The sequence below is a fragment of the Streptomyces sp. TLI_053 genome (assembly GCF_900105395.1).
GTDB lineage: Bacteria > Actinomycetota > Actinomycetes > Streptomycetales > Streptomycetaceae > Kitasatospora.
Genome location: NZ_LT629775.1, coordinates 1,440,093 through 1,457,534, shown reverse-complemented (window position 1 = coordinate 1,457,534; position 17,442 = coordinate 1,440,093). Strand labels below are relative to the sequence as shown.

Here is a 17,442-nt window from a genome sequence, read left to right as displayed (position 1 = left end):
GGAGCCCTCGGTACCGGGGACCTCGGCAACCGGCACCCCGCTGTCCGGGGCCTCGCTGTCCGGCTCCTCGGTATCCGGGTCCCCGGTACCGGGCCCCGCCGCTCCGGCCGCCGCGGAAGCGGCCGGAGTCACCGGCGTCGCGGCCGTCACCAAGACCTTCGGCGCCGTCCGGGCCCTCGGCGGAGTCACCCTCGACTTCCCCCGCGGCGCGGTCACCGCGCTGATGGGCGAGAACGGCGCCGGCAAGTCCACCCTGCTGAAGATCCTCACCGGCGACCACCAGCCCACCGAGGGCCGCGTCCTGCTCGACGGCCGCCCCGTCGACCTGCGCTCCCCGGCCCAGGCCCGCGCGCTCGGCATCCGGATCGTCCCGCAGGAACCCGAGATCGTCCCGCACGTCTCGGTCGCCGAGAACGTCTACGCCGGCGCCCTCCCCACCGGCCGGGGCCGCCGGCTCGACCGGGCCGAGCTGCGCCGCCGGATCACCGCCGACCTGGAGCGGCTCGGCTTCGCCGGGGTGCTCGACCCCGACCTGCTCGGCTCCCGACTCACCCCCGCCCAGCGGCAGTTGGTCGAGATCCTGCGCGCGCTCACCGGCGAGGCCAAGCTGATCGCCTTCGACGAGCCCACCTCCTCGCTGTCCGAGCAGGAGGTGGACGCCCTGTTCGCGCTGATCGGGCGGCTCCGCGCGCAGGGCATCGCGATCGTCTACGTCTCGCACCGGATGCAGGAGATCTTCCGGCTCGCCGACCGGATCGCCGTCCTGCGGGACGGCGAGCTGGTCGGCGTCCAGGACGCCCGCGACACCGGCGAGGCCGAACTCGTCCGGCAGATGGTCGGCCGCGACCTGTCCGCGATGTTCACCCGTGCCGACGTCGCCACCGACCGGGTCGTCCTGGAGACCCGGGGCCTGACCACCGACCACGTCCGCGACATCGACCTGACCGTCCGGGCCGGCGAGGTCGTCGGCCTGGCCGGCCTCATCGGTGCCGGCCGTTCGGAACTCGCCCTCGCACTCGCCGGGGACCTTCCGGTCCGCTCCGGCAGCGTCACCCTCGACGGCAGGCCGCTGCCGTTCGGCCACCCCGGCCGGGTGATCCGCGCCGGCCTCGGCCTCGCCCCCGAGGAACGCAAGGCCCAGGCGCTGTTCCTGCACCGGTCGGTCCGCGACAACACCTCGATCGCGGTGCTGGACCGGCTGCGCCGCCGGCGCTTCGTCAGGCGCGCCGCCGAACGCGAGCTGGCCGCCGAGTACACGGGCCGGCTGCGGGTGCGGACCCCGTCGATCGAGCACGAGGTGCGCAAGCTGTCCGGCGGCAACCAGCAGAAGGTCGTCCTGGCCCGCTGGCTGGCCCGACGCCCCAAGCTGCTGATCCTCGACGAACCCACCCGCGGCATCGACATCGGTGCCAAGGCGGAGATCTACCGGATCGTCGCGGACCTGGCCGAGCAGGGGGTCGCGCTGCTGGTCATCTCCTCCGACCTGCCCGAGGTCCTCGGCCTGGCCGACCGGATCGTGGTCATGCAGGGCGGGCGGGTCACCGGCGAGCTGGATCGCGCCGACGCCACCGAGGAGGCCGTCCTGCGACTCGCGATGGCCGACGACATCACCCGTACGAAGACCCCGGGAGCAGCCTCGTGACCAGCGCCACCACCCCGCCCGCCGTCGACCGGCCCGCACCGCCCGGCCGGCCCGCGCGCGGGAACGGCCGCCCGCTCGCCGTCCTGGCCGCCCTCGGCGGCCAGAACCTCAGCCTGCTCGGCGCCCTCGCCCTGGTCCTCACCGTCTTCGGCTCGCTCAACGAGAACTACCTCAGCTGGACCAACGTCCAGGTGATCGCCGAGGCCGCGACCATCACCGGCCTGCTCGCCGTGGTCCAGACCGTGGTGATCATCTGCGGCGGCCTGGACATCTCGGTCGGCTCGCAGGCCGGCCTGGCCTCGGTGGTCAGCGCGATGGCCTACACCTCGGCCGGGTCGAACGCCGTCGCCGGGACGGCGGCCGCGGTGGCCGTCGGTGTCCTGGTCGGCGTCGTCAACGGCCTGGTAATCGTCTACGGCCGGGTCAACGCGACCATCGCCACCCTGGCCGGCCTCGCCGCCTACAAGGGCGTCGCCCAACTCGTCTCCGACGGACGGGCGCAGGGCTACGTCCTGGGTGACCCGGTGTTCGTCTTCCTCGGCCGGGGGAAGATCGCCGGCCTGCCGGTGATGGTGTGGATCCTGATCCTGGTCGCGCTCGCGGTGCACGTCCTGCTGCAGTACACCGACCTCGGCCGCAACCTCTACGCGATCGGCGGCAACAACACCGCCGCCCGGCTGGCCGGAATCCCGATCAACAAGTACCTGGTGGCCGTGTACGCCCTGATCGGCGCGGTCGCCGCACTCGCCGGGATCCTGCTGACCGCCCGCACCGGCTCCGGGCAGCCGGTCTCCGGAAGTGAGGGCCTGGAACTCAAGGCGATCACGGCCGCGGCCCTCGGCGGCTGCGCGCTCAAGGGCGGCAAGGGCGGCATCGGCGGCACCCTGCTGGCGGTCGCCCTGCTGGGCGCGCTGGAGAACGGCCTCACCGTCGAGGGCATCAACTCCTTCTGGCAGAACGTCGCCCAGGGCTCGCTGCTGGTGGTCGCGGTGGTCATCCAGCAGTCCCGCTCCGGCGAACGGGCGGTCGGCCTGCCCGGGTAGCCGTCCTCCGCCGTTTCCTTCTGCCCCGCCCGCCGTTCCCCGTCGGGTACCGGCGGGGCGTGTACAGGGCGGCGCCCGCGGGCAGGTGACCCCTCGTGGTGGGTGACCGCCCGGGTGCGGACCGTTCGGCGGCCTCCGGTGGGTCACCGTCCGTCGGCAGGACGGGAGGGCGCAGCAGTGACCACGAAATGGACCGGGGTGTCGCTCGAGGACGTGCGGCTCGACGCGGCCGGCATCGCCGGGGCGAGATTCCGCCCGGACCCCTCGGTGGTGCTGCCGGAGCGGGTGGAGGTCTACCGGATCCTGGACGGCCGGGGCGAGCCGCTGTCCTGCACACCGGCCGAGCACGAGCGCTGGGAGCTGGCGGCCGTGGCCTGTCTGGGCCGGTTGTCGCAGGCCCTCGAGGACTTCTACTGGGCGCACGGCGGCACCATGATCGAGATCGACCTCGTCAACGGCCGGCAGAGCCGCTACGGCATCACCGCGCCGCGCCGCTGGCCGGGGCGCGAGCGGCGGGTCGCCGAACGGTCGGGCCGTGCCCAGCGGCTGCTGGCGTCGGAGGTGGGGCGGGCCGTCGAGGAGTACCGGCCGGTGCGGGAGGAGATCGCCCTGCGGGTGGAGGCGGAGCGCGTGGTCCGCGAGGAGGCCCGGGTGGCCGCGCACCGGGCCGAGCGGCACCGCCGGGCGGTCCTGGACGAACTGGCCGGCCGCCGGGTGTGGGAGTACCGGGAGGGCCGGGCGGGGGAGCCGGTGCGGGTCCGGCGGGTCGACCTGCCCCGGCCCGACGGATGGCCGGAGGCCGAGGACGGCGGCGCGGAGCCGCTGACCGCAAGGGAGTTGGCGGATGCGCTGAACGCCCTGAACCGGTCGGCCGAGAGCCCGGTCGAGGTCGGGTGGGACGAGCGCGCGAGGGTCGCGACCGAGGAGGAGTGCCGGGCGCGGACGTTGTCCGGGACCTTCCTGGAGTGGTGGCAGGACCTCGCCGGGCGGAGCTGGTCGGACGGGCCGGACGGTCCCCGCCCGTACTTCCTGTCACCGGAGGCACGCCGCCGTTCCCGGAGCCGCGGGCCGAGCTACGGCGGTACCGGCATGGGCGGGACCGGCGGTTTCACCGGCGGCCACTCCTACGGTGGGTTCGGCGGCTACTGACCCGGCCGCCCGGGGGCACGGACCGGCGCCACCGGGTCAGGCCCCGGCGACCGGGGCGACGACGAGCTCCCCGACGGACTCCGTCAGGGCGGCCCGGGCCTGGGTGTTCAGTCCCGAATCGGTGACGAACACGTCGATCTCGTCGAGCGTGGCGAAGCCGCTGAGCGCGACCACGCCCCATTTGGTGTGGTCGGCGACGACCGCGACCCGCCGCGCCGAGGCGACCAGCGCCCGGTTGGTCTGCGCCTCCGCGAGGTTGGGCGTGGTCAGACCGGCCTTCTCGGAGACCCCGTGGGCGCCCAGGATCAGCAGGTCGACGTGGAGCGAGCGCACGGCCTGGTCGGCGAGCGGCCCGACCAGCGCGGCCGAGGGTGTGGGCGAGCCGCCGGTCAGCAGCAGGGCGGGCGCGCCGGTCCCGTGCTCGTCGCCGGCCGAGCGGACCAGTTCCGCGACCGGCAGCGAGTTGGTGACCACGGTGAGGCGCGGGATGTGCAGCAGCCGGGCCGCGACCGCGTAGGCGGTGGTGCCCGCGGCGACGGCGATCACGCTGCCCGGCTCGACCAGGGTGGCGGCGGCCTCGGCCACCGCGGCCTTCGCGGCCGACTCCAGGCCGGACTTGGCCTCGAAGCCCGGTTCGTCGATGGCGGTGTCCGAGGCGGAGACGGCGCCGCCGTGCACCTTCTTGACCACGCCCGAACGCTCCAGGGCGTCGAGGTCGCGCCGCACGGTCATGTCCGAGACGCCCAACTGGTCGACCAGCTCCGCCACGCGCACGGCCCCGCTGCGGCGCACCGTCTCGGCGATCAGCGCTTGCCGCTGGTGGGCGAGCAGCCCGGTGTCCGCCACGGATGCGCTCCCTCGTGCTGGTGTGCCATCAGGCCCGACAGTCCGTAAAGGATACTGGCTGGCCGCATACGCCCGACCGCCGAGGTGTTCGCCGATACACGACCGCGACGCCTTTACCGGATCCTGACCCGATCGACGGACGCCCGCGACGCCGTCCACACAGAAGCCTGATGAGGCGCGGCTAGCGTCCCGCCCATGTCCAAGACACCTGGTACCACTGCCGAGACGCCCGGAACCACCGCCGGAACCACCGGCACCGACCGGACCCTGCCTCGCGGGCGCGCCGCCCTGGGGGTGCTGCTGCTGACCGCGACCGCGGCCGTGCTGCTGCCGACCGCCGCGGCCGCCGCGGAACGCGAGTCCGTCACGGTGCACGCCGGCGCCACGACCACCGAGGAGCGCGACCGGACCGACGCCTACTGGACCCCCGACCGGATGCGACTCGCGGGCGCACTCGTTCCCGAGATCACGCCCGTGCCCGAGGACGACCGCACGCCGGACGACCCCCGGCCGCTGCCCGCCGGCACCCCGGACCCGGGGGCCGTCTGGACCCACGGCGGGGCGGTGAGCCGCAGCGTGGGGCGGCTGTTCTTCACCTTCTCCGACGGCTACGACGGCAGCTGCACCGCCACCGTCGTCACCGCCGCGAACCGCAGCACCGCCGTCACCGCCGCGCACTGTCTGCGGGGCGTCGGCTCACCCGGCGCCGACGACACCTGGCGCCACAACCTGTACTTCGTCCCCGGCTACCGCAACGGCACGAAGCCGCTCGGCGGATTCAGCGTCCGGAGCATGGCCACCTCCTCGCACTGGGACGCCGACCCGGGCGGCACGACCTCGAACGCCGTCGCGGTGGCGGGCCACGACACCGGGATGCTGGTGCTGAACCGTTCGGCCGACGGGCGGCGGGTCGCCGAGGTCGCGGGAAGCCAGCGGATCGCGTTCACCCGGCCCGTGGAGGGCGAGTTCGTCGACACCTTCGGCTACCCGAAGGACCGGCTCAACGACCCGGCGGCCGAGTACGCCGGCTCGCGCATGATCCACTGCGCCGGACCCGCCCGTTCCGGTCCGGCGGCGCCGCTGCTGTGGGGCGAGTCCTGCGACATGTCGCACGGGGCGAGCGGAGGCCCCCACCTCACGGGCTTCGACCCCCGGACCGGTGTCGGCACGGTCGTGGGCGTCACCACCACGACCGAGGAACTCGCGGGCGGCAGCGCCGGCACGCTCTACGCCACCCGCCTCGGTGACGGTGCGCGGCGTCTGTACGACTGGGGGAGCGGTCGGGCGGTCTGAGGCTGCCCGGGTACTGCCGGTCGGGGAACGCACGGCGCCGCTGATACCGGACCGTTCCCTGTGGTGGGGGTGGTCGGGTGTCAGCGGCGTGTGTCGTGGTGCGGCCCCCGGTGGTGGTGGGGGCGGGGGTGTTACTTGGTGAGGCCGGCCTTGACGGAGCAGACGGGCCAGGCGCCGGGGCCCTGGGCGGCGAGGACCTTCTCGCCGATGGTGATCTGCTGGGCCTTGGTGGCCTGGTGGGCCTGGGGGGCGTAGGCGGTGCCGCCGAAGGCGGCCCAGGTGGAGCTGGTGAACTGCAGGCCGCCGTAGAAGCCGTTGCCGGAGTTGATGGCCCAGTTGCCGGTGGCCTCGCAGGCGGCGACCTTGTCCCAGACGCCGGCGGGGGCGGCGGAGGCGCTGTTGGCCGTGACGAGTCCGGCCACCGGCAGGGCGAGGACCGCCCCGGCCATCAGTGCCGTCCGGACGCGGTTGCGGCGCTTCGGGGTGGCGGTGACGGCGGTGGTGGCGGTGGTCTCGTTACGGAAGGTCATGCGGTTCCTTTCGGAGGGGGTGCGGGCGTGCGGAACCAGGCCCTGGGGGCTTGTGGTTGCGGGGGGCTCGCACGGTGTTCCCGGTGAGCGGTGTGCTCGTTCGGTGCGACGCATTCGAAGTTACGGGGGTGGGGGTGGTGTTTCAAGGATTCGGAGGTTTAGGCACGTCAGTGGGGGGTTACCGTGGGTATGGATCATGAGAATGGGTTGATTTGAAGGCAAATGCCCCGATTTTCAAGATCGAATACCGGCCGGAAGTGGCCTGGGCCACGTCGGCGGGCCTGTGAGGCCGGGCACACGGTCGACGAGGAGTGGCGGCCCGGTTCCGGCGGGTGCGGAAACCGGGCTCCCGGGCGGGCCCCGGAGGCGCTGCCGGGTGGTCCGGACCACAGCCCTCACCCGCCGTGCCCGACGCCGTCACCCGCCGTGTCCGGCATAGCCTCGGGCCATGAGCAACGAGAGTGATGCGGAGCAGGGGGCGGCGGCCGCCGACGGGGCCGAGGAGCCGGGCGCGGCCGTGGCGCCGTCCGGATTCGAGCTGGGCACCGACGGGCCCAAGATGATCGTGGCGGGCCTCGACGGCTCGGACTCCTCCTGGCGGGCGACCGCCTACGCGGCGGGCCTGGCCCGGCGGCAGAACGCCACCCTGGCGATCGCGTACATCCAGCCGGTGCTGGGCGCGGCCACCGCGCTCGCGGGCGCCGCCGTGGAGGAGACCACCCAGGAGATCGCCGAGGAACTGCTCGCCGCCGTCCGCGAGGCCGAGGACCGGCTGCGCGACGTCTGGCGGGTGGAGTGGCGCTTCCTGACCGTGCGCGGTGACCCCTATACGGGTCTGGCCCGGCTGGCCGACGAGCTGCGGGCGGACGCGGTGGTGGTCGGCGCCTCCGAGCAGGCCGGGCACCGGGTGATCGGCTCGGTCGCGGTCCGGCTGGTCAAGGCGGGCCGCTGGCCGGTCACCGTGGTGCCGTAGCCGCCGCACGGGGAGCGGGGAGGAGGAGCGAGGGCTGCGGTCCCGGCGGGTGCCGGGGCCGCAGCCCTCGTGCGGTCGGTGCGGGGCGCCGGGCGAACCTCGGGCGCGCGCCAGGCGGCGGTCAGAGAATGGAGAGGCCGTTGCCGCAGATGTTGGTCTGGATGTTGATCGGGATCTGGATCTGGTTGCCGGACAGCACACCCGGGGAGTTGGCCACGATGCCGTTGGCGTAGGCGCCGCCCTCGTTGATGCAGACGGTGCCGCCGCCCGGGAGACCGCCCGGGAGGCCGTTGTGGACCGGCGGGGCCGGGGTGTGGTGCACGGGGGTGTCGCAGTCGAGCGCGAGGGCGGGACCGGCGGAGAGGACCGCCAGCGCGGCACTGAGGCCGGCGGCGAGCAGGTACTTCCTGGTGTTGGTCATGGCGAAGGAATAGCCAGTCGACACGCCTGTAACGACATAATCCGACCATAAGGTCACCCGATCGCAGGCGGAACCGCACACCGATGCAGGAGTCCCGCCGCCCGCCCGGCGCACCGGAGGGGCGGTCCGGCCGCCGCTGTGGTGCGGACGGACCCCGAGCGGGCGCCCGTCGGGTCCGTCCCGGCCGGAGGACCGGGCCGGAACGGGACCCCGGCCCCGTGCGCCCGGGACAGCCGCTCCCCGACGCTCGAGGTACGGCCGCCACCGGGGTCGGACCACTCCGGCGGCGGCCGCCACCACGGCACGAACGGGAGACCCGTATGTACGCACACTGGGGCACCTTCACCAAGAACGACACCCTCGGCGACTGCCTCGGCCTGGCCCAGACCGCGCTGCTGCGCCAGGGCTTCCAGGTCTGGGACCTCGCGGGCGACGGCGACTACCAGGTGATCGGGGGCAACGCGGACGTGATCGCGATCGTCGTCTGCGTCCCGCAGTCCGGGAACATCTGGCTGACCGTCAGCGCCTTCTCCACCGATTCGGCGCTCGCCGAGCGCACCCGCAACGACGTGCGCTCGTTCATCGTCAGCTCGATCCGGATCGACTGACCCGGCGCCGCCCGGCGCCGAACCGCGCCGGACGGTCCGGCGGCCCCCGGGCGGCAGGCCCGCCCCCGGGGCCGCCGGGGCCCGGCGCTAGGCTGCGGGACCATGACGGACACCTCGGTCGATCCGCCCCGGACACCCCGCCGCAGTCCCGCCGGAGCGGCCGAGGCACCGCGCCCGGCCGCCCGGCGGGGCCACCGGCCGGGCACCACCCGGCCGGACGACGGGAACGCCACCGCCGCCACCCGCCCGCCCGGCACTCGGCCGACCACCGCCCGCCCCGCCGAGGGCACGGCCCCCGCGGCCTCCTCGGCCTCCTCGACGCCTCCGGCCCGTTCGACCCCTTCGGCCGCCGGTCGCGCCGTCGCCGGAGCGGACGCGGCGGACGCGGCGGACGCGGCGTCCGCGGGCCCGGCCGGGGCCGACCTGCACCTGGACCTGCCCGCCACCGGCAGCCGCCGGTCCGCCCTGATGGCCGCCCTGCGCGAGGCGATCCGCAGCGGCCGGCTCGCCCCGGGCACCCGGCTGCCGCCCTACCGCGCGCTCGCCGCGGACCTCGGCATCGCCCGCAACACCGCCGCCGACGCCTACGCCGAACTGGTCGCCGAGGGCTGGCTCACCGCGCGTCAGGGCTCCGGCACCACCGTCGCCGAACGGGCCGAACCCGTCCCCCCGGTCCGGGCCCGCCGTTCCTCCCGCCCGCCGCGCCCCGCCCACGACCTGCGGCAGGGCCAGCCCGACGCCGCCGCCTTCCCGCGCACCGCCTGGCTCGCCGCCGGGCGCCGGGCGCTCACCGCCGCGCCCAACGAGGCGTTCGGGCCCGGTGATCCGCAGGGCCGGCGGGAGCTGCGCGAAGCCCTCGCCGACTACCTCGCCCGGGCCCGCGGCGTCCGCACCGACCCGGAGCGGATCGTGGTCTGCTCGGGCTTCGCACACGCGCTGCGGCTGCTGTTCGACGGCCCGCGCGCGGTCCTCCCGGCCCGGACGGCCGGGGCGCTCGCCGTCGAGGGCTACGGACTGGCGTTCCACCGCGGGCTGCTGGCCGCCGCCGGTGCCACCACCCGCCCGCTCCCGCTCGACGAGCACGGTGCCCGGGTGGGCGGGCTGGCGGAGGATCCGGAGATCCGTACGGTGCTGCTGACGCCCGCCCACCAGTTCCCGACCGGCGGACCGCTGCACCCCGGCCGCCGCGCGGCGGTGGTCGACTGGGCCCGCGGCCGCGGCGGGCTGGTCCTGGAGGACGACTACGACGGGGAGTTCCGCTACGACCGGCAGCCGGTCGGCGCTCTGCAGGGACTGGACCCGGAGCGGGTGGTCTATCTGGGGACGGCCAGCAAGAGCCTCAGTCCCGCGCTGCGGCTCGGCTGGATGGTGCTGCCGGACCACCTGGTGGACCGGGTGCTGGCGGCGAAGGGCGAGCGGGAGGCCTGGGCCAGCGCCCTGGACCAGCTGACCCTCGCCGAGTTCGTCGAGTCCGGCGGCTACGACCGGCACGTGCGGCGGATGCGCCGCCGCTACCGCGACCGCCGGGACCGGCTGGTCGGCGCACTGGCCGAGCACGCCCCGCACATCGAGGTCACCGGGATCGCGGCCGGGCTGCACGCGGTGCTCCGGCTCGCGCCCGGGACGGAGCGCTCGGTGCTCAAGGCCGCCGCCTACCGGGGGCTGGTGCTGGACGGCCTGGCCGACTACCGGCACCCGCTGCTCGCGGCGGAGGCGATGCCGGCGACGGACGGTCTGGTCGTGGGCTACGCGACCCCGCCGGACCACGCCTACCCGGCGGCGCTGGAGGCGCTCTGCGCCATCCTGCCGCCGCCGCTCTGAGGGGCGGGCGCGGAGGGTAGGCGCCCGGCCGCCGGACGGAGGGTGCAACCGGGGCGGAACCGGGAGGCAATGGCCCGTGGCGTCCGCTCCGCTGTCATATGCCAGTACGGACCGGCCCGGAGGCGGGCCCCGGAGCGGGGACGGCCGCCTACGCTCATTGGTCATGCGCACTTCATTTCTGAGCCGTTTCGGCCTGCCCGCGATCCTCGCCCTCCTCCTCGGCCTGCTGCTGTCGGCCACCCCCGCCCACGCGGACACCCCGTTGCTCTCGGTCTCCGTCGACAAGACGACGGCCACCCCCGGCTCGGACGTCACCCTGACGCTGACCCTGACGAACCCGCACGACACCGCCGCCTACTTCGTCTACGAGTCCGTCCAGCCGACCTACGGCACCACCCTCAACACCGGTCTGAAGTACGCCTTCTCCTCCTGCGGCGGCAACGTCACCGCCTGTGACACCGGTGCCACCAGCGGCCTGGTCCACCACTCCGTCCCGGTCGCCGCGGGCGCGACCACCACCGTCACCCTGACCTACACCGTCGGCACCGACTCGGTCTGCGGCAACGGCGCCCGGATCGACTTCTACACGTACCTCTACTACGAGTACGCGGCCGGTGCGGCCAGTGACTCCGGCATCTTCCAGGTCCCCGGCAACGAGGTCGTCTGCCCCGCCTGAACCGCCCCCGCCTGAACCGCCCCCGTCCGAACCGCCTCCGCAGAACCGCTCCCCCAGCCGGGCCGACAGGCCGTCGGCCCGCTCCCCGTCAGGTGCCGGTCATCCCCCCGTACCGGCATCTGACGGGGCCTTCGCGGTTCCTGCCGCCCGCCGCCTGCCGCCCGCCGCCTGCCGCCTGCCGCCCGCCGTTCGCCGCCCGCCGCCCGCCGCCCGCCGTTCGCCGGGCCGGCCGACCCGGTGTTGTCGGACCCTCGTGGCAGGCTTGGCGCATGGCCGAACTCGTGACCACCGACACCGCCGAGGCTGCGCCCGCCGAGGGCGCGCCGCCGATCCCGGGCGACGTCGCGGAGCTGATCCGGGCCCGGGTCGGCGAGCGGTCGGCGCCCCTGGTCGAGCGGCTGTTCCGCTTCTCCCTCGTGCTGGAGGAGCTGCCGGACGAAACGCGGGGCGAGACGCTGGACGCGGTGCCGGTCGGGCGGCTCGGCGGTCTGCCCGAGCTCCCGGTGGGTACGGCCTGGCCCGAGGCCGCCGGCCGCCCGATGCAGCTGCTCGCGCAGCTCGACTGCGCCGCCCTCGCCACGGCCTTCCGCTCCACCGGGCCGGGCGCCGAGGGCTGGCCGCTGCCCGCCGAAGGGCTGCTGCTCTTCTTCCACGACGAATGGCTCTCCGACTTCACCGGCCGGGGGTGCCGGGTGCTGCACGTCCCCGCCGGTGCGCCGCCCCGGCCGGCCCCGGTGGTCGAGCGGGGCACGCCCGTCGTCCCCGCCGTTCCGGTCCGGGCCGCCCGGGCGCTCTCCGCGCCGTCCTACCAGGACCAGGAGCTGGAGCGGCTGTTCCCGGACGACTTCCTGGTCGCCTTCGACCTCGCCCAGGACCTCGCCGAGCGGATGCCGCGGCCCGAGGTCCGGTTGCTGGGCTGGTGCGACACGGACACCGGCCGGCCCGAGGGGCACCGCCCGCTGCTCCAGATCGGGAGCGGTGCGCTGGCCGTCGACTGGGGCGAGTGCGTGAACGTCTCCTTCTGGATCTCCGAGGAGGACTTCGCCGTCGGCCGCCTCGACCGGGTCCGGCACGGCTTCGAGGTCGCCTGACCGCGGCCGCCCGGCAGGCGGGAGCCGGAGGGCGGAGCCTAGGGTGGAGGGAGGCCCGGGTGAGCGGTCGGACGTCAGCGGTCGGACGTGAGCGGTCGGACGCCGGTCCGGGCATGGCCGGAGCGTGCGGCGGAGCGGTGGGACGAACGTGGCCCCGAGGACAGACGCGAACCCCGAGCACCCGGACCCCGAACGACCGGAACACCCCGGGCGCCCGGGGCCCGCAGAACCGCCCGACGCCCCGGCCGCCCCGCGGCCCGCCGGCCCCGGAGCGGTGAAGGAGAGCGCCCCCGTCGCCGAACTGGTGCGCTCGATGCGGGCCCACCCCGCCCGGCTGCCGGAACTCCTCGCCGTCTTCGCCGTCCGGCACCGGGGCCCCCGGGCCGCGCGCCGGGTCGCGGCACTCCGCGCCGCCCACCCGGAGGCCAGTACCGGTGACCTGGCGGCGCGGGCCGTCGACCACGCCCGGCTGGTCAGCCAGAGCGAGGGCGCCTTCGTCGGCGGGCCGTTCCTCTGGCTCGTCCCGTTCGCCTTCTGCACCGCCCTGCTCGCCCAGGCGCAGCTGCTGCTGGAGCTGGCCGCCCTCGCCGGGAAGGATCCGGCCGACCGGGCCCGGGCCCCCGAACTGCTCGTCCTCCAGGGCGCCCACCCCGACCTCGCCGCCGCCGAGCGCGCGCTCGCGGCGGGTCCGGAGCCCGTTGCCGCCTCCCGTCCGCCCGGCCGCCTCCGGGGGTTCTGGGAGCTGGTCCGGAGGATGGCCCGGCTGCTCGGCATCACCAGTGAGGACACCGTCCCGCCGCCGTCCCGCTGGCGGTCGGCGGGGGAGTGGTCCCTGCTGGCGCTGGTCCTTCTGATGGGTACCGTGGCCCCGCTGGTCTGGCTCCCGTACATGGCGCTGTCCTACACCTGGGCCACCGACCGGCTGGCGGTCCGCGGGGTCGCCCACTACTTCGGCGGCGACCCGACCGGGTGGCCCGGGCTGCACCGGGCCCGCGCGGATCCCGGGGTGGTGGCCGCGACGGGCCGGGCCCTGGCCGCGCTGCTCGTCCCGGTCGCGGCGGTGGCCGGGCTGCTGCTGGCCGACGTCCGGCTCGCCGACAGCCGCTGGCCGGTGCTGGCCCCGGTCCTGATCGTCCTGTCCGTCACGGTGGGCGCGCTGTGGTGGACCGTGCACCGGCGCAGTCTGCGGGCGGCCCGGCGGGCGGCCCGCTCGGAGCACGGGGCCGGCGGGTGAGTCCGTGCGCGTCCGGCCGGTGGGTGGAAACGCGGGGCGCGCGGGGGCGCTCGCACCGGGCCGACCGGCACCCGGATTCGCACTGTGTTCGAGCATCGAACGTGTGTTTGTCACGCCCGCGCCCCACCGGCTGGGGCGCGCGCCTTCGCGCTGCTCCGTTCGGGTGGGGTGAATCGTTCCTACGTCTGGACGATTCGCATGCGCAGAAACGTGTCGGCCCACCGGCGCAAGGGCGACGGATTCAAACCTTCCGATCGGAGAGATTCACCCAATCGGGGGGCACTCGGTTGTCGTACGGGATGGGCCGTGCGGTGGTGATCTAGGGTTCCGATGGATCGCCCGAGCGGGCGCGCCGCATCGCGAAGACAGTCAACACCCGCACCGATACGCGTATCTGATGATCCGTCGATACCTGGCCCCCGGCTGCCGCCGGTCGCGCGACGGGTCGGCGTGACTGATCACACGAAATGGAGAACCCTGCCGATGACCGTGGAGACGGCCCCGGAGACACCGCAGGTGGCGCAGTCGAGCCTGACGACGGCTGCTGCCCGCAATCTCGCCACCACCACCAAGTCCGCGCCGCAGATGCAGGAGATCACCTCCCGCTGGCTGCTCAAGGTGCTGCCCTGGGTGCAGGCCGCCGGTGGTGCCTACCGGGTCAACCGCCGACTGACCTACACCGTCGGTGACGGCCGGGTCGAGTTCATCAAGACCGGTTCCGAGGTCCGGGTCATCCCCCAGGAGCTGGGTGAGCTGGCCCTGCTGCGCGGGTTCGAGGACGACGAGGTGCTGACCGCGCTGGCCGACCGCTGCGAGCAGCGCGACTTCGGTCCCGGCGAGGTGCTCGCCGAACGCGGTGGGGCTGCGGACCGGATCTACCTGATCGCACACGGCAAGATCAACCAGATCGGCACCGGCAAGTACGGTGACGAGACGGTGGTCGGCGTACTCGGTGACGGCGACCGGTTCGGCGAGCAGTCCGTGCTCGACCAGGACGCCGTCTGGGAGTTCACCGCGAGGACGGTGACGGCGGGCACGGTGCTGTCGCTGCCCCGCCGCGACTTCGAGCAGATCCGGGACAACTCGCCGGCGCTCCAGGAGCACCTCACCGCCTTCCTCGCCCTGCCGCTCCAGCGCCAGAACGAGCGCGGCGAGGCCGAGATCGCGATGTCCGCCGGCCACCACGGCGAGTACCAGCTGCCCGGCGCGTTCGTGGACTACGAGCTGAAGCCGCGCGAGTACGAGCTGAGCGTCGCGCAGACGATCCTCAAGGTGCACACCCGGGTCGCCGACCTCTACAACCAGCCGATGAACCAGATCGAGCACCAGCTCCGGCTGACCATCGAGGCGCTGCGCGAGCGCCAGGAGCACGAGCTGGTCAACAACCCGGAGTTCGGCCTGCTCAACAACGCCGACTTCGCCCAGCGGATCCAGACCCACTCCGGCCCGCCCACCCCGGACGACCTGGACGAGCTGCTCAGCCGCCGCCGGGACCCGGACTACCTGCTCGCCCACCCGCGTGCGATCGCCGCGATCGGCCGCGAGCTGAACGCCCGCGGGATCTACCCGCACCACGTCGACCTCGGCGGACAGCAGGTGCCGGCCTGGCGCGGTGTGCCGATCCTGCCCTGCAACAAGATCCCGATCAGCAAGGAGAACACCAGCTCCATCCTGGTGATCCGGACCGGCGAGGACAACCAGGGCGTCATCGGCCTGCACCAGACCGGCCTCCCGGACGAGTACCAGCCCGGCCTGTCGGTCCGCTTCATGGGCATCGACGAGAAGGCGATCATCTCCTACCTGGTCAGTGCCTACTACTCGGCTGCGATCCTGGTGCCGGACGCCGTCGGTGTCCTGGAGAACGTCGAGATCGCGCACGGCCGCCACTGAGCCCCGCACCGCGCGGTGGGCCCGGGTCGCATGACCCGGGCCCACCCCGGGCACACACCCCGGAGCGGCCGTAACCGGTTCTCCGCATGATCGTTTCACCTGATGCCGGACGGCCCGCCCACTGCGGCGGGCCGTCCGGTGTCGGCCCCCCTTCCGGCGTGGGCCGGTCCTCCTGACGACACGAGAGGTGCATGGAGCCCATGCCGCAGCACCAGCCGCCCCGGCGGATACCGATGGACGGGGCATCGTGACCGCGGGCCGGGCGTCGGCGGACGGCGCCCCCCGCAGCCGCGCCGGCTTACCCGGAGCGGGCGCCGCCGAGGGCGGCGAGCCGCGGGCGCGGAGGGTCCGACTGGTCGGAGCCGCCGCCGGTGTGGTCGCGCTCTGCGCGCTGCTGACCGGTTCGGCCACCGCCCGCTCCTCGTCGGACCGGCAGGGCGGGCACCCGCACGGTCCGGTCGTCGACACCTGCGTCTGCGGCGGTACGAGTGTGTCGGTCGGGGCGGGCCGGGACGGCGTGGACACCGAGGTGGACGTGGACGCGGAGGTGGGGGTGGACGTCGACCTCTCCGGAATCCTGCACCACCCGAAGCCGTGGCCCACCCGGCCCCGGCCGCCGAAGCCGACGCACCACCACCCCTGTCCCTCGCCGACGCCGACGCCGACGCCGACACCTACCCCGACTCCGACGCCGACGCGGACGGCCACCCCGACACCCACGCCCACCCCGAGCCCCACCGTGACGCCCACGCCGACGCCCACACCCACGCCGAAGCCGACCGTCACGCCCACCCCCACCCCGGTGCCGACACCGCCGCCGACCCCGGCCCCGGTGCCGCCCGCCCCGCCCGCCCCGACGCCGCCGCCCGCGTCGCCCCGGCCGCCCGCGCCCACTCCGACGCCACCGCCGCCGGCGCCCTCGCCGAGACCGGCGAGCCCGCGGCCGTCCACCGCGCCGGCGGTACCGCCCCCGGTTCCCGCCGCTCCCGCGCCGCCGGCCCCGGTCCCGACGCCGCCCCCGGTGTCCCCGGCGCCCAGCCCGGTGCGACCGGCCCCCACGCTGCGGCCGGTGCCGAAGACCCAGCCGCTGGCGGCGCCACCCGTGCACCACGGCAGCTCGCCGACGCGGACCATGCTGGTGGTCACCGTGCCCGCCGTGCTCGCCGTGGCGGCGCTGCGCCCGCGCGGCGGCGGGGGAGGCGGCCGGGGTCGTGCCGGTGGCCGGGCCGGAACCGGTGGTTCCGCCGGTTCGAGCGGCTCCTGACGCCGCCCCACCCCCTGCTCCGTTCCCCCGTTCCCGCGTCCGTGCCCCGTCGCTCGTACGCGTTCCTGGTCCGCACGGGCCGGGCCCGGTGCGGCCCGGGCCGACTGTCCGACTGATTTCGATCGACTCATGTCGATCCCCGACCGAGAAAGGAGTCCCGATGTCCGAATGGTTGGCGCTGGCCATCGCCATGCTGGCGGCCTGTGCCGTGGTGGTGGCGGTGGTGCTGCTGAGGCACCGCCGCGCCGGTGCGGACGAGGACACCGACGAGACACCCGACGTCATCGAGTACATGACGATGATGATCGGCGTGGTCTACGCGATCGTGCTCGGCCTGGCCATCGCCGGAGTCTGGGAGACCCGCGGCGCGGCGCAGGACGACGTCTTCCGCGAGGCGCAGGCGCTGCACGAGGTGAGCGCCCGTGCGCAGGTCTACCCGGTGGAGTTCCGCGACAGGATCCGGGCCGACGTCGACGCTTACGTCTCCTACGTGGTCGACGTGGAGTGGACGTACATGCGCGAGAACGGCGAGATCTCCGAACGCGGCACCGAGCTGCTCGACAAGCTGCGCACCGATGTGGCGACCCGCCCGCCGGCCTCCGACCTGGAGGCACAGGCGTACCAGCCGATGCTGGACCGGATCAGCGTCGTCGACGACGCCCGCAACGCGCGCGGCCAGAACGCCGGCCCGAGCATGCCCGGCGTGGTCTGGTTCGGCCTGATCGTCGGCGCCGTCGTCACGGTGGGCATGGTGTTCTTCCTCCAGATCCGGCGCTCCCCGCGGGAGTTGATCCTGGCCGGCGCGTTCAGCGCGCTGATCGCCTTCCTGCTCTTCCTGATCTGGGACTTCGACGACCCGTTCGGCCGGAGCGTCTCGGTCACCACCCAGACGTTCACCGACCTGTTCCCCACCCTGGGTGGCGGCAGCGGCTGAGCGCACCGCGCGGGATCCTCCTGCGGG

At 74.8% G+C, this 17,442-nt stretch carries 16 protein-coding genes; 13 read left to right on the top strand and 3 right to left on the bottom strand.

All coding sequences use genetic code 11. The features are described from left to right. Positions 1-55: 55 nt before the first annotated feature. The 3 genes from BLU95_RS05560 to BLU95_RS42145 all read left to right on the top strand — a co-directional run bounded on the left by BLU95_RS05560 (position 56) and on the right by BLU95_RS42145 (position 3,834). Positions 56-1,642, top strand: a complete 1,587-nt coding sequence (locus BLU95_RS05560) for a sugar ABC transporter ATP-binding protein (RefSeq protein WP_093864664.1) — start codon at positions 56-58, stop codon at positions 1,640-1,642. Continuing rightward, a complete protein-coding gene (locus BLU95_RS05555) occupies positions 1,639-2,685 on the top strand; it encodes an ABC transporter permease (protein WP_162497188.1) in 1,047 nt (348 codons plus the stop codon). Before BLU95_RS05560 ends, BLU95_RS05555 begins: the two co-directional genes overlap by 4 nt. A 177-nt stretch (positions 2,686-2,862) precedes the next feature. Beyond that, entirely contained in the window at positions 2,863-3,834 is a 972-nt protein-coding gene (locus tag BLU95_RS42145) for a hypothetical protein (RefSeq protein WP_159424788.1), read from the top strand. A gap of 36 nt (positions 3,835-3,870) precedes the next feature. Here BLU95_RS42145 and BLU95_RS05545 read toward each other — a convergent pair whose 3' ends face one another. Next, on the bottom strand, positions 3,871-4,680 hold the full coding sequence (locus tag BLU95_RS05545) for a DeoR/GlpR family DNA-binding transcription regulator (protein ID WP_093858971.1): 810 nt from the start codon (positions 4,678-4,680) through the stop codon (positions 3,871-3,873). Positions 4,681-4,875: 195 nt separating this feature from the next. Here BLU95_RS05545 and BLU95_RS05540 point away from each other — a divergent pair, with 195 nt between their 5' ends. Further along, positions 4,876-5,973 (top strand): trypsin-like serine peptidase, encoded by a 1,098-nt coding sequence (locus BLU95_RS05540; protein ID WP_231978321.1) that lies wholly within the window; start codon positions 4,876-4,878, stop codon positions 5,971-5,973. Positions 5,974-6,104: 131 nt separating this feature from the next. On the opposite strand, the gene BLU95_RS05535 is transcribed toward BLU95_RS05540, so the two are convergent. Further along, entirely contained in the window at positions 6,105-6,503 is a 399-nt protein-coding gene (locus BLU95_RS05535; RefSeq protein ID WP_063795035.1) for a transglycosylase family protein, read from the bottom strand. Between the two features lie 559 nt (positions 6,504-7,062). Here BLU95_RS05535 and BLU95_RS05530 point away from each other — a divergent pair. Beyond that, positions 7,063-7,476 (top strand): universal stress protein, encoded by a 414-nt coding sequence (locus tag BLU95_RS05530; protein ID WP_231978678.1) that lies wholly within the window; start codon positions 7,063-7,065, stop codon positions 7,474-7,476. Positions 7,477-7,597: 121 nt separating this feature from the next. Here BLU95_RS05530 and BLU95_RS05525 read toward each other — a convergent pair whose 3' ends face one another. Further along, positions 7,598-7,897, bottom strand: a complete 300-nt coding sequence (locus BLU95_RS05525) for a chaplin (RefSeq protein ID WP_093858969.1) — start codon at positions 7,895-7,897, stop codon at positions 7,598-7,600. A gap of 320 nt (positions 7,898-8,217) precedes the next feature. On the opposite strand from BLU95_RS05525, the gene BLU95_RS05520 reads away from it, so the two are divergent. The 8 genes from BLU95_RS05520 (at position 8,218) to BLU95_RS05480 (ending at position 17,415) form a co-directional block, all read left to right on the top strand. Further along, positions 8,218-8,505 (top strand): hypothetical protein, encoded by a 288-nt coding sequence (locus BLU95_RS05520; protein WP_093858968.1) that lies wholly within the window; start codon positions 8,218-8,220, stop codon positions 8,503-8,505. A gap of 102 nt (positions 8,506-8,607) precedes the next feature. Continuing rightward, positions 8,608-10,326 (top strand): MocR-like pyridoxine biosynthesis transcription factor PdxR, encoded by a 1,719-nt coding sequence (gene pdxR / locus BLU95_RS05515; RefSeq protein WP_093858967.1) that lies wholly within the window; start codon positions 8,608-8,610, stop codon positions 10,324-10,326. 163 nt (positions 10,327-10,489) lie between these two features. Next, positions 10,490-11,002 (top strand): hypothetical protein, encoded by a 513-nt coding sequence (locus tag BLU95_RS05510; RefSeq protein ID WP_093858966.1) that lies wholly within the window; start codon positions 10,490-10,492, stop codon positions 11,000-11,002. A gap of 269 nt (positions 11,003-11,271) precedes the next feature. Beyond that, the gene (locus BLU95_RS05505) at positions 11,272-12,093 is read left to right on the top strand and encodes a DUF1963 domain-containing protein (protein ID WP_093858965.1); all 822 of its coding nucleotides are present in this window, start codon (positions 11,272-11,274) and stop codon (positions 12,091-12,093) included. A 274-nt stretch (positions 12,094-12,367) separates the two neighbouring features. Further along, complete coding sequence (locus BLU95_RS05500) at positions 12,368-13,327, top strand: hypothetical protein (RefSeq protein WP_093858964.1); 960 nt, start codon at positions 12,368-12,370, stop codon at positions 13,325-13,327. 483 nt (positions 13,328-13,810) lie between these two features. Beyond that, a complete protein-coding gene (locus BLU95_RS05495) occupies positions 13,811-15,217 on the top strand; it encodes a family 2B encapsulin nanocompartment shell protein (protein ID WP_093858963.1) in 1,407 nt (468 codons plus the stop codon). A gap of 594 nt (positions 15,218-15,811) precedes the next feature. Continuing rightward, positions 15,812-16,597: a hypothetical protein gene (locus tag BLU95_RS41325; protein WP_107452479.1), complete on the top strand. Its 786-nt coding sequence runs from the start codon at positions 15,812-15,814 to the stop codon at positions 16,595-16,597. A 44-nt stretch (positions 16,598-16,641) separates the two neighbouring features. Then, the gene (locus BLU95_RS05480; RefSeq protein ID WP_093858961.1) at positions 16,642-17,415 is read left to right on the top strand and encodes a bestrophin-like domain; all 774 of its coding nucleotides are present in this window, start codon (positions 16,642-16,644) and stop codon (positions 17,413-17,415) included. Positions 17,416-17,442: the final 27 nt, after the last annotated feature.

Coding starts and splice junctions, on each gene's coding strand:
- BLU95_RS05525 (WP_093858969.1), bottom strand. CDS start 7,897: ATGACCAACACCAGGAAGTACCTGCTCGCCGCCGGCCTCAGTGCCGCG.
- BLU95_RS05505 (WP_093858965.1), top strand. CDS start 11,272: ATGGCCGAACTCGTGACCACCGACACCGCCGAGGCTGCGCCCGCCGAG.
- BLU95_RS05535 (WP_063795035.1), bottom strand. CDS start 6,503: ATGACCTTCCGTAACGAGACCACCGCCACCACCGCCGTCACCGCCACC.
- BLU95_RS05480 (WP_093858961.1), top strand. CDS start 16,642: ATGTCCGAATGGTTGGCGCTGGCCATCGCCATGCTGGCGGCCTGTGCC.
- pdxR (WP_093858967.1), top strand. CDS start 8,608: ATGACGGACACCTCGGTCGATCCGCCCCGGACACCCCGCCGCAGTCCC.
- BLU95_RS05520 (WP_093858968.1), top strand. CDS start 8,218: ATGTACGCACACTGGGGCACCTTCACCAAGAACGACACCCTCGGCGAC.
- BLU95_RS05510 (WP_093858966.1), top strand. CDS start 10,490: ATGCGCACTTCATTTCTGAGCCGTTTCGGCCTGCCCGCGATCCTCGCC.
- BLU95_RS05495 (WP_093858963.1), top strand. CDS start 13,811: ATGACCGTGGAGACGGCCCCGGAGACACCGCAGGTGGCGCAGTCGAGC.
- BLU95_RS05530 (WP_231978678.1), top strand. CDS start 7,063: ATGATCGTGGCGGGCCTCGACGGCTCGGACTCCTCCTGGCGGGCGACC.
- BLU95_RS05540 (WP_231978321.1), top strand. CDS start 4,876: ATGTCCAAGACACCTGGTACCACTGCCGAGACGCCCGGAACCACCGCC.